Source organism: Anaerolactibacter massiliensis (assembly GCF_900290205.1).
GTDB classification, from domain to species: Bacteria; Bacillota_I; Bacilli_A; order Erysipelotrichales; family Erysipelotrichaceae; genus Bulleidia; species Bulleidia intestinalis.
Genome location: NZ_OLMH01000001.1, coordinates 620,760 through 635,385 on the forward strand (window position 1 = coordinate 620,760; position 14,626 = coordinate 635,385).

A 14,626-nucleotide genomic window follows, 5' to 3' on the forward strand; every position below is an offset into this window, starting at 1 on the left:
TCTGTGAAGACGCCTGTCATTGAGTTTTCCGATTTCTCCTTCCGATATAAGTCGCAGACGGAGTTCACGCTGAAGCATATCAATCTGACGATTTATCAGGGAGAAAAGGTTCTGATTCTCGGGCCTTCCGGCAGCGGCAAGTCTACTCTTGGCTGCTGCATCAACGGGCTGATTCCTTTTTCCTATCCGGGAGAGATCAGAGGTTCGCTGAAGGTGTCTGGAAAGGAAACATCGGAATCCGGTATCTTTTCTCTGAGCTCGATCGTCGGAACGGTTCAGCAGGATACGGATGCCCAGTTCATCGGTCTGAGCGTTGGCGAGGATATTGCGTTCTCACTGGAAAATGATGCCGTTCCGAGAGAAGAGATGCTGCCGATGGTAGATAAGGCTGCTCAGGTGGTCGGCATGGAGGACTTCCTTCAGGAAGTTCCGTATGATCTTTCGGGCGGCCAGAAACAGCGGGTGGCACTGGCTGGCGTACTGCACAACGATGTTCAGGTGCTTCTGTTTGATGAGCCGCTGGCAGCACTCGATCCGGCCATGGGCATGACGGCCGTGGATCTGGTTGACCGGATTCACCGGGAACAGAACAAGACGGTCGTGATCATTGAGCATCGGCTGGAAGATGTACTGTATCGTCCGGTTGACCGGATTATTCTTCTGAAAGAAGGGCAGATCGAGATGGATACCACTCCGGATGAGCTGCTGAGAAGCGGATTGCTGAAGGAGACCGGAATCCGGGAGCCGCTGTATCTCACGGCGCTGAAGAATGCAGGTGTCCAGTTCGGCAAAGACGATGTGCTTTCTGATCTGGAACGTCTGGATATGAAGAAGTATGCACCGGTCCTGAGGGCACATTACGGACAGGAACGGGTGAAAGAAGAAGACAGCAGGCATTCAGAAGAAGTTCTGCTTGAAGTGAAGGATGTTTCCTTCCGCTATGAGAATGTGCAGGCGCTGAAGGATGTATCGTTCTCTGTCCGAAAAGGAGAACGCATCTCGGTTATCGGCAAGAATGGAGCGGGCAAAAGCACGCTGGCAAAACTGCTCTGCGGAATCATCCGGCCGGAATCGGGCTCGGTGGAATTCCGCGGGACGAACTGCCTGCAGTACAGTATCCGGGAGCTTGGCAGGCTGATCGGCTATGTCATGCAGAATCCGAATCAGATGATTGTCAAAGACATCATCTATGATGAAGTGTCGCTGGCAATGACTCTGAACGGGGCTTCTGAAGAAGAGATCAGAAACGAATGCGGCAACGCGCTGAAGATGTGCGACCTTTATGGAATGCGCAACTGGCCGGTATCCGTATTGTCATATGGTCAGAAGAAACGGGTGACGATCGCTTCGATTCTGTGTCTGCATCCGGAGGTGATCATCGTCGATGAGCCAACGGCCGGACAGGATTACCGGCATTATACGGAAATCATGAACTTCCTCGAGAAGCTGAACCGGGATTATGGAATCACGATCCTGTTCATCACCCATGACATGCATCTGGCAATTGAATACACGGATCGTTCACTGGTATTCGCAGATGGCGAGCTGATTGCGGATGATCGGGTTTCCAGAGTGCTCAGCGATGAAGCAGTGATTCGGAAAGCAAATCTGAAGCAGACATCGCTGGTTCATCTGGCAAAGCAATCCGGGCTGGATCCAGAACAGTTCATCCATGCATTCATCCGGGAAGAGAGGAGTCAGCGGTCATGAACAATCGGCTGTTCATCAATCTGCATCCTGGCACCACGTATATTGACAAGCTTACGGGCAAGACCAAGGTGCGTCTGTTTCTGCTGTTCATCGTGATCCTGATTGCAACCTGGGATCTGCGCATCATCCTGCCTCTGTTCGTGCTGTTTCTGATTGCGCTTCTCTCGCTGCATCCGAGCTGGAAGCGAATCCGTCCGCTGGTGATCTTCGTGGTGGCGGTGAATCTTCTGAATCTGTTTCTGATGTGGCTGGTAGAACCGGACTACGGACTTCAGATGGTCGGAGGTTCCACGATTCTGTTCCGGTTCAATTCATATGCGATTGTGACGAGAGAGACGATGTGGTACTTCCTGGTGCGGTTCATGAAGTTCATGGCGACGTTCCTTGTATCGCTGGTGTTCATTCAGAGCATCACGCCGAGTGAGCTGGCTGCCGGACTGTATTCGATCCGGATGCCGTACAAGGGATGCTTCATCGTGGAACTTGCGTTTCGCTATATTCCGGATATTGCTCGTGATTTCAGCAATATCAAGATCTCCATGCAGGCAAGAGGAATGGAGCTGGATTCCCGCAAGACGAAGCTCAGCACGCGTCTGAAGCAGAATGTGCTGATTCTTGCACCGCTGATCATCACTTCGTTCGACCGGGTCGGAAACATTGCAAATGCAATGGATCTGAGAGGGTTCGGGAAAGGAAAGACCAGAACTTATTATTCTGAGCATGAAGATACGCCGGGAGATCGGCAGATGAGAATTGTGATTCTTCTTCAGATCGTATTATTTGTTCTGCTGGTGATTCATAATATCCGCTTCGGATCGGATCTGATCTGGAGTCCGTGGTACTGAGGAGGAATATGAAACCGAGTATTGTGATTCAGACTGACTTTTCTCTGTCCTGGGGTGCAGTGGCGGAGATGAAGGGAGTCATGAAACAGGTGGATCCCGGACTGGATCTGGTGGATCTCTGCCATGAGATCAGAAACTTCGATCCGTGGGAGGCTTCTCTGTCGCTTGCGACAGTGGAACCATACTGGGCACCAGGAACGATCTTTGTATCGGTCGTGGATCCTGGTGTCGGAACTAGCCGCAGAGCATCTGTGGCATTGCTGAAAGATGGAAGCTATGTGGTGACGCCGGATAACGGCAGTCTGACGCATCTGCTTCATCAGGTCGGAATTGAAGAAATCTGTGAGATTGACGAGAAGGTCAACCGCTATCATGGGCCGGAGGAGGTATCCGTATTTCATGGCCGCGATCTGTTCGGATACTGTGCGGCAAAGCTTGCGGCAGGAGTGATTTCCTTTGAAGAAGTCGGTTCTGCTTATCCGGTGTCTGAGATTGTCGAATGCCCGGAGTATTATGAAAAAGCAATCCTGAAGCCTGGAATGCTGGAAGGATGGATCCTGACGGGCAATCGCCACTTCGGAGGAATTCTGCTCAATGTGACGAATGAAGCATTCCGCAGCGAAGAATATTCCTATGGAGATCGTTTTCAGGTGACGATCATGCATGAAGGTCAGGTCTTCTTTGATCAGAGCGTTCCGTATGAGAAGTCTTTCGGGTTTGTGGAAAAAGGAAAGCCTGTCCTGTACCAGGGGTCTTCCAGATATCTTGCGCTGGATCTGAACTGCGGGAATCTGATGGAGGCATATCATCTGGATACCGGACTTACCTGGAAATTCAGAATGGAGAAGATGAAATGAGAGAAACTGACGGATGGATTGTCATGATGACGGATTTCGGTGCGGATAATATCGGCACTGCAGCAATGAAAGGAGTTGCGGCTAGTGTCGATGAATCGCTGAGACTGGAAGATCTGACCCACAGCATCGAGCCGTTCAATGTATGGCAGGCTTCTGATGCTCTGATGTATGCAGAACCATTCTGGCCGAAGGGAACGGTATTTGTTTCTGTTGTGGATCCCGGGGTCGGCACGAAGCGCAGAGCCTGCGTGGCAAAGCTGAAGGACGGAAAGTTCGTCGTGACTCCGGACAACGGTACGCTGACGCATCTGGAAGAGTTCATCGGAGTGGAAGAAATCCGGGAGATCGATGAGACTGTCAACCGGCTGAAGAGCACGGTAAAGACTTCCGTGTTCCACGGAAGAGATCTGTTTGCGTATTGCGGAGCGAAACTTGCGGCAGGCGTGATTTCATTTGAAGAGGTCGGTCCTGCTTATCCGGTTTCCGAGATCGTGCGCTGCCCTCAGCCGCTTCATGCCGCATGGCAGGGAGATACGGCGTATGGAGAAGTGACATCGGTTTCGAGAACATTCGGAAATGTATTCACGAATATCCCGATCAGTGATCTTGAAGCGCATGGCTATGAGCTGAATCAGAAGTATCATCTGAATATCAGCGATGGAGAAGAGACGGTGTATGATGGCGAAATTGACTACGTCCGTTCGTTCGGCTTCCTTTCAGAGGGAGCACCGCTGATCTTCAATGGCAGCACATTGTATCTCTGCATTGCCTGCAACCAGGCTTCCTTCCTGAAGAGGTATCACATGGATCCGTCAAAGCATTGGAAAGTAACGCTCAGCAAGTAATCATCACTGAAATTTCTGAATGGAGGAAATCCCGTTCATGAACAGATTGTCTGTCAGGTCAATCAGTCGCTGAAGCGGGATCTTTTTTTCGCCTTCGGCCCATTGACGATAGATAGTAAAGCCTTCTCAGGTTGCTGCAATGTTCCCGGGTTTCCTGATGCCGGTGGTATTCCTTGGCAGCATCTTCTATACCTGGCATCAGCTTTCTCCTCTGCCGGTGATGCAGGTGATCGCGCTGCTGGATCCGCTGACCTGGATCAATGAAGCGATCCGTGAGATCATGACACCGCGGATTCAGAGTCTGCCGCTGGCGCTTACCATTGCAGTCATTATTGTATGGGTTCTCGGCATGGGAACGATTGCCCTGAAGAGATTTCATCAGATGGTCTATCATCACTGATATGATCCAGAGAAAAAACTTCTGATCATTTTTTCTGAAACTGTGAAAGAAATACTGGCAAGAAAGAAAGAATCCTCCGGAACATGATAAAATCATGGAAATGAGAAACAGGAGGGCAGTGCTTATGGAATTCGATCTGAGCAAGCCGCAATGCTACTGGTTCAAGAAAATCTCAGAGATTCCGCGCGGTTCCCGGAATGAGAAGGCTGTCAGCGACTTTGTCGTGAAGTTTGCAGAAGAACGCAATCTGAAAGTAAAGCAGGATGCGGCATGGAACGTGATAGTTGATAAACCGGGATCCCCGGGACATGAATATGACCCGGTGCTGATTCTGCAGGCACATATGGATATGGTGTGCGAGAAGACTTCAGATTCGGATCATGACTTCGAGAAAGATCCGCTTGATCTGTATGTTGAGAAAGGCTGGCTTCATGCAAGAGGCACCACGCTTGGCGGAGATGATGGCAACGGGGTTGCATACATGCTTGCTGTGCTGGATGATGATACGCTTGTCCATCCGCCGCTGGAATGCATGTTCACGACTGCAGAAGAGATCGGATTGGTCGGAGCACAGAAGCTTGTTCCGGAGGATCTGCATGGCGATCGGCTGATTTCCCTGGATGGCGGCGGAGAGCACGTGACCGGGCTTTCAAGTTCTGGAGCTGCCACGATCCATATGAGTTATGAGATGAAGATGGAGCCTGCTTCAGACCCTGCATATGAACTCTATGTATATGGACTGAAAGGCGGCCATTCCGCAGCGATGATTGATCGGGAACGGGCCAATGCGCTGAAGCTGGCAGCCCGGATTCTCGAGGAAGCAGAGGGAAGAGGAATCTCTCTCCATCTTGTCAGTCTGGATGGCGGCAGAAAAGACAATGCGATCACCAGAGAAAGCAGGATCCTGTTTACTTCTTCTGCTTCATATGCTGAGCTGGAAAGCTCTGTGAAACAGAGCGCGGCAGGAATTCATGAAGAACTGCAGTACAGCGATGAAGGATTTGCGGCAGAGCTGAAGCAGAAAGATCCGGTCAGCGAACAGGCGGATGGAGATTCTTCTGCAGAGCTTCTGGATTTCCTGTATCTGATCCCGGATGGATTCCAGCATAAGTCTATGGCGATCCCGGGGCTGACGCTGACGTCTCTGAATCTTGGCATTCTGTATACTGACGGAAATAAAGCGGAAATGCAGATCCTTGCCAGGAGTGCGATTGACAGTGCTCTGGATCATATGATCGGTCAGGTGAAGAAGCTTTCTCAGTATATGGGAGTTCAGGTTCAGATTCTCGGCCGGTATAAGGGCTGGAACTACAAAGAAGATTCGGATCTCAGAAAGAAGTTTGCCATGGTGCTTGAGAAACATGGTGAGAAGCTGGAATGCCATGCGAGTCATGGTGGTCTGGAATGCGGAATCTTCAGCGGCATGAGACCTGGAATTGATATCATTACGTTCGGACCGATCTGTCTGGATGTCCATTCTCCGGAAGAACGGCTTGATCTTGCATCATTTGATCGGAGCTATGAGATGCTTCGGGAAATGATCACAGCATGTGCAGAACAGGAGAGCAATTGAATGAAAGAAATCAGAACAGCAGATGCACCAGCAGCGATCGGGCCGTATGCCCAGGGTTATGTATCAAAGGGATTTGTGTTTACTTCCGGTCAGATCGGGGTCGATCCTAAGACCGGCGAAGCCCCGGAAGGAATTGAAGCTCAGGCAGAATTCAGCTGCAGAAATGTCGGCGCAGTCCTGAAAGCAGGCGGCAGCGATTATGACAAAGTCATCAAGACGACTTGCTTCCTGGCCGATATGAAAGACTTTGCGGCTTTCAATGAAGTATATGCGAAGTACTTTACCGGGAAGCCGGCAAGAAGCTGCGTGGCAGTGAAGACGCTGCCGAAGGGATTGCTCTGTGAGATTGAAGCGGTTGCGGAGGAGTGAATGAAGGAACTTGCAGTACTGAAGGAAGACGATAATTCTTTCGTGGTCGGATTGATTTCCGGAGTAGTTTTCTCAATTCTGTTCATCATGTGTCTGACCATGCCTGAGGAAAGCCGGGACGGAATCCTGCCGGTAGAACTGATCTGCCTCGGGGCTGCAGTCCTCGGCTGGCTCCTGGTTGTATTGCGGCAGCGCTGCCGCATGATCTTCACAGATGAAGGTGTCACTTACATCAGGCTTTTCGGCAAGCCTAAGAACATGAAGTATGAAGAAATCTCTCAGTTCATGTGCATGAAGCAGGGCTTCTTTCTCTACAATCAGGATGGCGATCGCATGCTGGAATTTTCGGCAAGGCTGGAACGTCATCCGGAAGTTGAACAGATCATCAGAAGCCATGGCATTGAGGTGAACCATTCCTCGATCCGTTCCGGCAGGAAAGACCGGGAAGTCAGATAAAGATATTGCTTGAGCAGAAACCTGCACGCAAGGTGATTGCTGATATCCTCATTCAGGAGAGTGACAGACCGGGAAAACCCGGTCTTTTTCATGTGATACCAGGTCTTTCGGGAATAGGAGAACCAGAATATGAAGAATACATTGGCTTAATTAGAGTTGGTGATTTTCTTCTTCACTGTGCCTAATGGAGCACAGTACTTGCAGACAAATGGCTTAGACTGCCTCTAGAGAGGTAGATACCCGCATTTATTCCACTCTGTTCCCATACCAGAAGAAGCTTCTGCCCGATCTGGAGAATTGCATGATCCTGAACATTGCTTCCCGGAGTTACTGCATAAAGATCTGTCCAAAATGCGGCTCAAAGACTTCGAACTAAACCAGAGGCGGAAGAGCCAGCTCCGGAAAGCAGATGCTTGTCTGCCATTCATGCAATCATAGGACCGTGGTCGACTATGGCCATCTCACGTATTACTCTTAGCAGGTCCGTTCGAAATGGGATCAGCTGATCAAGGACACTTTTCAGCAGGTTCCGATCCAGAAGACTGCTGAGAGCCTCGGCATCAGCTCTTATACCGTCTGGAGAATGCGCATGAAGCTTCTCCACGCCCTGGAATCCATTGCCAGTGAAACAGTGGTTTCCGATGAAGTAGAGATGGATGAAAAATACCTTCTGAACAGTGATAAAAGCGAAAAGCATCAAATCGCGGGCTTTCCAGTGAACAGATATGTCTGCTTACCGCAGTGCAGAGATAAGGAGATACAGTTCTCAAGGCAGCGAACATGGCAGCTCCGAAATTGGAAGATATCGAGAAAATTCAGAAGAATCTTTCTGGGAACTGCCTTGACTTGGATTGATGGCAAGACTGCATATCAGAGGATCCTGAATCAGAAGAACTGTGAGTTTCGAGCAGCAGGTGATCATAAGCCCTATATCTATCTCTGCAGACCATCTTTGATGAATGGAATCGCGGATACAGAGTAGTGGCAGCAAAGTATATCAACCCAGCTTGCTGCACTGCTGGCAACAGTCCTGAATATGCAAGATTGGCTGCTGATGAAGTGCTGCTTGAGGTCAGAACTTTACTCAGCAATGTCCCGGACTTCTTCAGAATCTGTGATATGAAGACTTCGGACCTGTTTGCTTATTAGCCTAGATCGCCAACCTGCAAATTAAGCCAAAAAGAATGCCTGAGAACTCAGACATTCTGAATAGTTACTCTTCGACTGGTACTGCAGTCAGGAAACACATGTCATTCGGTTCCCCGGATTCTTCATCGAAGAAGTTGTAGAACGTAAAGTTGTACAGGAAGCGCTCCGCACTGTAGACGCCGTAGCCATCCTGGTTGTGGTCAGTTGTATCGTAGGGATCTGCCACAATGATTACATCGTCCTGGGTCGTATCGGTTCCCATGGTATCGTAGCCGATGATGACCTGCCAGTGGCCGCCCCAGTCGTTCCAGCCGACGATGATCGGATGGCCTTGTTTCAGCGTGCCCTGGATATAGTCAAACGTGAATACATCATATACGGTATCCATGCAGTCCAGCGTGGAGTATGTATTGAAGCCGCCGACGCCGTCGAAGATCTCGACCAGCTGAGACATGCTGGTAGCGCCTGGCTCCGTGCCGTTGCTGCGGAAAGCAGCGAGACTTTCTTCGTTATAATCGCCGAGTTTCCCATACCAGTTCATCACCATGAGTGCAGACGAAACGCCGCAGCTCCATTCAGAAGTCTGCTGCTGGGTTTTGAAGTTGTGCAGAATGGTCAGAGTATCCGTGGAGTTCATGTTATAGAAGTCCAGTGTATTGAAGTACGGACTGTCTTTATGGTCGCCTTGACGCTCTACGCTGTCGGAACCGTCTTCCGGACTCAGATCCACGGTATGAGGAATTTTCATTTCATCGGTGTAATTGCCGTGAGATGCAGAACCAGACGAGGTGCATCCTGCTAACAGAGATGCACAGAGAAGAAGAAAAGAAACCTGTTTTTTCATTTGTTTTCCCCCTTGATTTCCCGGTGTCTGTTTCTGAAGTGATGCGTCTCCTGCCGGGAATGAAAAAGTTATATCAGACAGTTTCGTAAAAGTAAACAATAAGTTTAATAATAATAGATTTCCGGAATTGAAGCAGAATGGAAATCTGAACAAATCTGCAGATGGAATTCAGAAAGACTTCAGACTTCCTAGATAAAATGACTCGTGCTCGGAGGCAGAAAATGAAACGAGTCATATCAGGTATTTCGGCTATGGCACTATTGCTGTGCGGGTGCAGCAGCTCGACGGCCAGTACACATAGCAGTGCTTTTGCGCCTGCTTCAGCAGAAACAGAAGCGACTGCTGCAGCTGCCACAGATCTTTCCATGATCGACAACACGAAATGGCAGTACAACAGCGACGATGATGTCTATTATCAGATCGGTATTCAGTATTGTTCTGATCCGGCTGATGCTTCTTATGAGACGCTGGCGATCTTCGTGCCGGGCAGCTATTTTGATACGACAGACAATGGCGACGGTACTTATACCGTGACCGTCAATACGGAAGCAGAAGTGAATGACTATACGGCATCGACCGCACCGATTGTGATGCCGGTGAATACGCCGGGCTATTCTGCACAGGAAGCGCTGACGGAGTATCAGAGTTTCACCGAGTATACGAGCAAGGGTATGGTCTATGTGCATGCCGGATGCAGAGGCAGAGATGCTGGTGCGCCTGCGGGAGTCACGGACATGAAGGCTGCGATCCGGTATCTCAGATATTCTGCCTCGACGATTGCCGGTGATACGGATCAGATTTTCGTATTCGGTATGAGCGGCGGAGGTGCCCAGGGCTCGATTTTCGGTTCTTCCGGAAACAGCGATCTCTATACGCCGTATCTTGAAGCAATCGGTGCGGTCATGGGAGTGAGCGATGCAGTTCAGGGTGTGATGGCATGGTGCCCGATCACGAATCTGGATACTGCGGATGAATCGTATGAATGGATGATGGGTTCTACGCGCAGCGGACTGAGCGATGAAGAACAGTCGATCAGCGATGCGCTTGCAAATGCTTATGCACAATGGGTCAACAGTGCAGATCTGAAGGACGCGGATGGCAATGTGCTGACTCTGGAGGCATCTGATGATGGCATCTATCAGTCTGGTTCCTATTATGATTATCTGAAGTCAGTCATTGAGGAATCTCTGAATAACTTCCTGAGTGATACGGAATTCCCGTATGACGCATCCTCAAGCAATTCTATGGCTGGCGGTCCGGGCGGAGGCGGCATGCCGGATGGCGAAAAGCCAGATGGAGCACCGGATGGAACAGCACCTGATGCTTCTGCTTCCTCCAGCAATGATATGGCTAATGCAGAACAGAACGATGGCATCACGCGAGACACCAGCAATTCTTCCGGCCTGTCACTGACTGGTACTTATGAGACTGCTCAGGACTACATTGATGCGCTGAATGCGAATGGAACCTGGGTAACCTATGATACGGCTACGAATACGGCAACCATCACTTCGATTGCTGACTTCGTAAAGGTGATGAAGAATGCTTCCAAAGGACTGGCTGCGTTTGATCAGCTTGATGCAAGCCAGGGTGAGAATACGCTGTTCGGATATGGCGATGGCAATGGCGCACACTTTGATTCGACGCTTGCAGAGATTGTCCGCGGCACTGATTATGCTTCTTCGTTTGAAACGGATCTTGCAAAGACAGACAGTGTCGGCAATATGGTTCAGACCCGTCTGAATATGTATACTCCTCTGTATTACCTGCTTGATTCTTATGATGGATACGGGACTGCAGATGTGGCTTCTTACTGGCGGATCCGCACTGGTCTGAGCCAGTCTGATACTGCTCTTACCACTGAAGCGAATCTGGCTCTTGCACTGCAGCAGTATTCCGGCGTGAAGTCAGTAGACTTCGCAACGGTCTGGGGACTCGGTCATACTACTGCTGAGCGTACCGGAGATTATGTCTCCAACTTCATTGCCTGGGTTGAAGAGTGCACGAAGTAGAGACTGCTTTGGAAATTCGGCACTGGAGAACAATCTCCGGAGCTTTTTTCTGTCTGAATCGGGATGTTAAGAATTTGTTCAGATTCTGAACGGATTTGTGTTAAATGTCTTTGCTATTCTCCTTTGCGGATAAGAGATTCTGTCCTGAGGAGGAGCTTATGGAACTGCAGATGCTGAATGCGATACAGACGCTGAGAGGTCCGGTGCTTGATTTCTGATGCCGCTGATTTCGAATGGCCTGGTGATTTTTCTGATTCTCCCGTTTATTCTGCTATTGCTGAAGAAGACGAGAACAGCGGGAATGGTGATACTGATGGCACTTGCCCTGGATGTCATATGATGCAATGGAATTCTGAAGAAACTGTTTCAGAGAGTGCGGCCTTGTGATGTGAATACAGCAATTGTTTTGCTGGTGCCGCGGCCGACAGATTATTCCTTCCAATCCGGACATGCGTCATTTTCGTTTGCGGCTGTTTTCGTGCTGATGAATTCGGATTCTTTCAGAAAGCTGAGAGTGCCGGCACGGGTGCTTGCATGTCTGATTGCGTTTTTGAGAATGTACCTGTATCTGCATTATCCGGCGGGTATCCTTACAGGGATCGTCACCGGTCTGTTCTGCGGATGGGCGGCTTATCGGATTGCGGATCATCTTGCTCATCTGCATATCGATGACTTTCGAAGCGGATTCAGAAGCAAGCATCGTTCCGATGACTTCATAAGGCATTCCGGAAAAGCCGTAATTCGCTAGTGCAGCTTCGGAATGTTCCAGCGAGCGGGTGCAGATTCCATCTGCCTACCAGCCCTGTTCCAGGATCACGGGGTATAAATTAGCCATGGCATGCCGGCAGTTGCCGATTAGAAGTGCTGAATTCATATGATCTCCTTCAGAAAGAACAGCGCTCTGTTCTCAATATTCTATACGGAGCATACGTTCTGTAATCTGATGCGTCTATCTCTTCAGATTCATCTCTGGTGGATAGAAAAAAGCTGAGGAACTTTCAGCTAAGAAGGCTCCTCAGTTCTTATCGGATTCTGTCAGTTCAGTTTCTGACCGCAGTTAGGGCAGAAACTGTCATCTTCATCAACAACCTCACCGCAGTTCGGACAATGTTTCTCTCCGGAGATCTGCATCGGCTTTCCGCATTTCCGGCAGAATTTCGCATCGGGCTTGTTCAGAGCTCCGCAGCTCGGGCAGGTGACGGAGTCACTGCTGACCGTGCTGTCCGTATCCTTTGCATTCTTTCCGGTAAATGGATTCGAAGTAGTTGTCTCGAGCGGTTCTGCGCCGATATAGCTGTCGAGGAAGCGGAAGATATCATCGAAGAGACCGAACTGACGGACTGCTCCGAGCCCTGCGGTTACCAGCAGCGGGGAGAAGACGATACCGAGTGCCGCAAAGCCGGCTTTCTCAACCCATTTCTCGGCAGCCACCGAGATCCTTAGATTCGCGTCTTCTTCATTGATGCGGATGCTTACTGCAGCGTCCATGCCGACATATTTGGTCCATTCCATGTTGGCATCTCCCTTGCACTGGACGAGATAGCCCTGGCGGGTACGCATGATCTGGGTGATCATATGCTTATCCGTATCCAGGTATTTTGCCAGCGCATAGGCCGTATCCTGAGCAGAACGGCCATTTGCCGGATATAGTTTTTCAGTGATGAATCCTCTTGTTTCGATATCAGACATATTCTATGCCTTCCTTTCATTCTTCACTGTAATCATTTTCCGGAAGAATTGGGTAAATCACATCACTTCACAAAATCCATAAGGGTCTGAAGGATGAGAGCCTTTTGATCGAACGATACAGAAATCTGTACGGTTTTGCTATTATGTATGGAAAAAAATACCTATTTCACCCTGATCTGCCTGGGCTATTCCAAGCAGATTTCTGCATGCAGGAATCAGATTTTTTTTCGGCGCATTAAATAACAAGGTACTTACCTGCATACATGATAAAGGGAATCGGCATTCGAAAGGTAATTTTTCTTCAGAAACCTGGGAAACGGAAGGAAAAAAATCACAAGAAGAGAACCGAAAAATCTTAAGGGTTCACAGAAAAAAATTGTATGGTCCGGAATGTAAGCGCTTGCTAAATTATAACTGTTGATGAGGGAAACCTCAGATCACAAGGGAGGAAATAATTGTGAACTCGAAGAAGATTTTCAGTATTCTCACGGCTTCTGCAATGTCTGCAACTCTGCTTGCAGGATGCGGCGGCTCAAGCTCTTCGGCAGCTGCTACTTCAGCTGCTGCGGCATCTTCGGCAGCGACCGCTGCTGCAGCAGCAGAGGCTACAGGAAATGCAGCAAAGCCGCTTGTCTGGTTCAACCGTCAGCCGTCCAACAGCTCGACTGGTGAACTGGATATGACTGCTCTGAACTGGAACAAGGATACCTATTATGTAGGATTCGATGCGAACCAGGGTGCTGAACTCCAGGGACAGATGGTTGCTGATTATATCACTTCTCACGGTGCTGAACTGGATCGCAATGGTGACGGAATCATCGGCTATGTTCTTGCAATCGGCGATATCGGACATAACGATTCCATCGCACGTACCCGCGGCGTCCGCAGCGCCCTCGGCACAGCAGTTGATGATGCAAATGGCGTCAATGCTCAGCCGGTAGGAACCAACGTTGATGGATCTTCCACCAATGTTCAGGATGGCTCCATTGAAATCGACGGAACGACCTATGTCGTACGTGAACTTGCTTCTCAGGAAATGAAGAACTCTGCTGGTGCAACATGGGATGCTGCTACAGCAGGAAACGCAATCGGTACATGGGCTTCTTCCTTCGGCGATCAGATTGATGTCGTTGTTTCCAATAACGATGGCATGGGCATGGCAATGTTCAATGCTTGGTCCAAGGAGAACAATGTTCCGACCTTCGGATATGACGCAAACTCTGATGCTGTTGCCGCAATCGCTGATGGCTATGCAGGAACGATCTCCCAGCATGCTGACGTTCAGGCTTATCTTACGCTCCGTGTTCTGAGAAACTGCCTGGATGGTGTTGATATCAATACCGGTATCTCTGTTGCAGATGATGCTGGCAACGTTCTGACGGAAGGCACCGACTATGAATACAATGCAGACCAGCGTTCCTTCTATGCTCTGAACCTTGCTGTCACTGCTGACAATTATCAGGACTTCCTGGATGCTACTGTTACTTACAAGCCGGTAAGCAATCAGCTCGATGCTGGAACTTCCCCGACGAAGAAAGTATGGCTCGACATTTACAATGCTGCAGATAACTTCCTGAGTGCTACCTATCAGCCGCTGCTGGAAAAGTATGACGATCTGCTGAACCTTGATGTTGAATACATCGGCGGCGATGGCCAGACAGAATCCAACATCACGAACCGTCTCGGAAACCCTGATCAGTATGATGCATTTGCAATCAACATGGTCAAGACTGACAACGCTGCTTCCTACACTTCGCTGCTTCAGTAATTTCTGAATTGAGCTTCTCCTGATGGGCTGCGGGCAATTGTCCCTTGCAGCCCTTCATCTTATGAAATCTGATGCGGAATACGCGGAGGATTTCACCACTGTATGAGGT

Annotated in this window: 14 protein-coding genes; 12 read left to right on the forward strand and 2 right to left on the reverse strand. The window is 49.5% G+C overall.

What is annotated here, in order from left to right; genetic code table 11:
• Nucleotides 1-3: 3 nt before the first annotated feature.
• The 8 genes from C7E00_RS03170 to C7E00_RS03205 all read left to right on the forward strand — a co-directional run bounded on the left by C7E00_RS03170 (nucleotide 4) and on the right by C7E00_RS03205 (nucleotide 7,055).
• The gene (locus C7E00_RS03170) at nucleotides 4-1,710 is read left to right on the forward strand and encodes an ABC transporter ATP-binding protein (protein WP_105302890.1); all 1,707 of its coding nucleotides are present in this window, start codon (nucleotides 4-6) and stop codon (nucleotides 1,708-1,710) included.
• Nucleotides 1,707-2,555, forward strand: a complete 849-nt coding sequence (locus C7E00_RS03175) for an energy-coupling factor transporter transmembrane component T family protein (protein ID WP_105302891.1) — start codon at nucleotides 1,707-1,709, stop codon at nucleotides 2,553-2,555. Before C7E00_RS03170 ends, C7E00_RS03175 begins: the two co-directional genes overlap by 4 nt.
• A gap of 8 nt (nucleotides 2,556-2,563) precedes the next feature.
• Complete coding sequence (locus tag C7E00_RS03180) at nucleotides 2,564-3,412, forward strand: SAM hydrolase/SAM-dependent halogenase family protein (RefSeq protein WP_105302892.1); 849 nt, start codon at nucleotides 2,564-2,566, stop codon at nucleotides 3,410-3,412.
• Nucleotides 3,409-4,257 (forward strand): SAM hydrolase/SAM-dependent halogenase family protein, encoded by an 849-nt coding sequence (locus tag C7E00_RS03185; RefSeq protein ID WP_105302893.1) that lies wholly within the window; start codon nucleotides 3,409-3,411, stop codon nucleotides 4,255-4,257. Before C7E00_RS03180 ends, C7E00_RS03185 begins: the two co-directional genes overlap by 4 nt.
• A gap of 112 nt (nucleotides 4,258-4,369) precedes the next feature.
• On the forward strand, nucleotides 4,370-4,657 hold the full coding sequence (locus tag C7E00_RS03190; protein ID WP_338022628.1) for an ABC transporter permease: 288 nt from the start codon (nucleotides 4,370-4,372) through the stop codon (nucleotides 4,655-4,657).
• Nucleotides 4,658-4,781: 124 nt separating this feature from the next.
• Entirely contained in the window at nucleotides 4,782-6,230 is a 1,449-nt protein-coding gene (gene pepD, locus C7E00_RS03195) for a beta-Ala-His dipeptidase (protein ID WP_167836441.1), read from the forward strand.
• Nucleotides 6,231-6,599 (forward strand): RidA family protein, encoded by a 369-nt coding sequence (locus tag C7E00_RS03200; RefSeq protein WP_105302896.1) that lies wholly within the window; start codon nucleotides 6,231-6,233, stop codon nucleotides 6,597-6,599. It abuts the gene before it with no gap.
• A complete protein-coding gene (locus C7E00_RS03205) occupies nucleotides 6,600-7,055 on the forward strand; it encodes a hypothetical protein (RefSeq protein ID WP_105302897.1) in 456 nt (151 codons plus the stop codon). It abuts the gene before it with no gap.
• A 1,213-nt stretch (nucleotides 7,056-8,268) separates the two neighbouring features.
• Here the strand turns inward: C7E00_RS03205 and C7E00_RS03220 are convergent.
• The gene (locus tag C7E00_RS03220) at nucleotides 8,269-9,048 is read right to left on the reverse strand and encodes a C39 family peptidase (protein WP_105302900.1); all 780 of its coding nucleotides are present in this window, start codon (nucleotides 9,046-9,048) and stop codon (nucleotides 8,269-8,271) included.
• A gap of 221 nt (nucleotides 9,049-9,269) precedes the next feature.
• Here C7E00_RS03220 and C7E00_RS03225 point away from each other — a divergent pair, with 221 nt between their 5' ends.
• From C7E00_RS03225 to C7E00_RS03230, 3 genes are all read left to right on the forward strand, one after another.
• Nucleotides 9,270-11,060: a subtype A tannase gene (locus tag C7E00_RS03225; RefSeq protein WP_204378547.1), complete on the forward strand. Its 1,791-nt coding sequence runs from the start codon at nucleotides 9,270-9,272 to the stop codon at nucleotides 11,058-11,060.
• 207 nt (nucleotides 11,061-11,267) lie between these two features.
• Nucleotides 11,268-11,447 (forward strand): hypothetical protein, encoded by a 180-nt coding sequence (locus C7E00_RS16310; protein ID WP_204378548.1) that lies wholly within the window; start codon nucleotides 11,268-11,270, stop codon nucleotides 11,445-11,447.
• 1 nt (nucleotide 11,448) lies between these two features.
• Nucleotides 11,449-11,808 (forward strand): phosphatase PAP2 family protein, encoded by a 360-nt coding sequence (locus C7E00_RS03230; RefSeq protein WP_239928524.1) that lies wholly within the window; start codon nucleotides 11,449-11,451, stop codon nucleotides 11,806-11,808.
• Between the two features lie 287 nt (nucleotides 11,809-12,095).
• On the opposite strand, the gene C7E00_RS03235 is transcribed toward C7E00_RS03230, so the two are convergent.
• Nucleotides 12,096-12,749 (reverse strand): zinc ribbon domain-containing protein, encoded by a 654-nt coding sequence (locus tag C7E00_RS03235; protein ID WP_105302901.1) that lies wholly within the window; start codon nucleotides 12,747-12,749, stop codon nucleotides 12,096-12,098.
• A 457-nt stretch (nucleotides 12,750-13,206) separates the two neighbouring features.
• Here C7E00_RS03235 and C7E00_RS03240 point away from each other — a divergent pair, with 457 nt between their 5' ends.
• A complete protein-coding gene (locus C7E00_RS03240) occupies nucleotides 13,207-14,517 on the forward strand; it encodes a substrate-binding domain-containing protein (RefSeq protein ID WP_239928525.1) in 1,311 nt (436 codons plus the stop codon).
• The last annotated feature ends 109 nt before the right edge of the window (nucleotides 14,518-14,626 follow it).

Coding starts and splice junctions, on each gene's coding strand:
- C7E00_RS03175 (WP_105302891.1), top strand. CDS start 1,707: ATGAACAATCGGCTGTTCATCAATCTGCATCCTGGCACCACGTATATT.
- C7E00_RS03180 (WP_105302892.1), top strand. CDS start 2,564: ATGAAACCGAGTATTGTGATTCAGACTGACTTTTCTCTGTCCTGGGGT.
- C7E00_RS03185 (WP_105302893.1), top strand. CDS start 3,409: ATGAGAGAAACTGACGGATGGATTGTCATGATGACGGATTTCGGTGCG.
- pepD (WP_167836441.1), top strand. CDS start 4,782: ATGGAATTCGATCTGAGCAAGCCGCAATGCTACTGGTTCAAGAAAATC.
- C7E00_RS03200 (WP_105302896.1), top strand. CDS start 6,231: ATGAAAGAAATCAGAACAGCAGATGCACCAGCAGCGATCGGGCCGTAT.
- C7E00_RS03205 (WP_105302897.1), top strand. CDS start 6,600: ATGAAGGAACTTGCAGTACTGAAGGAAGACGATAATTCTTTCGTGGTC.
- C7E00_RS03220 (WP_105302900.1), bottom strand. CDS start 9,048: ATGAAAAAACAGGTTTCTTTTCTTCTTCTCTGTGCATCTCTGTTAGCA.
- C7E00_RS03225 (WP_204378547.1), top strand. CDS start 9,270: ATGAAACGAGTCATATCAGGTATTTCGGCTATGGCACTATTGCTGTGC.
- C7E00_RS03235 (WP_105302901.1), bottom strand. CDS start 12,749: ATGTCTGATATCGAAACAAGAGGATTCATCACTGAAAAACTATATCCG.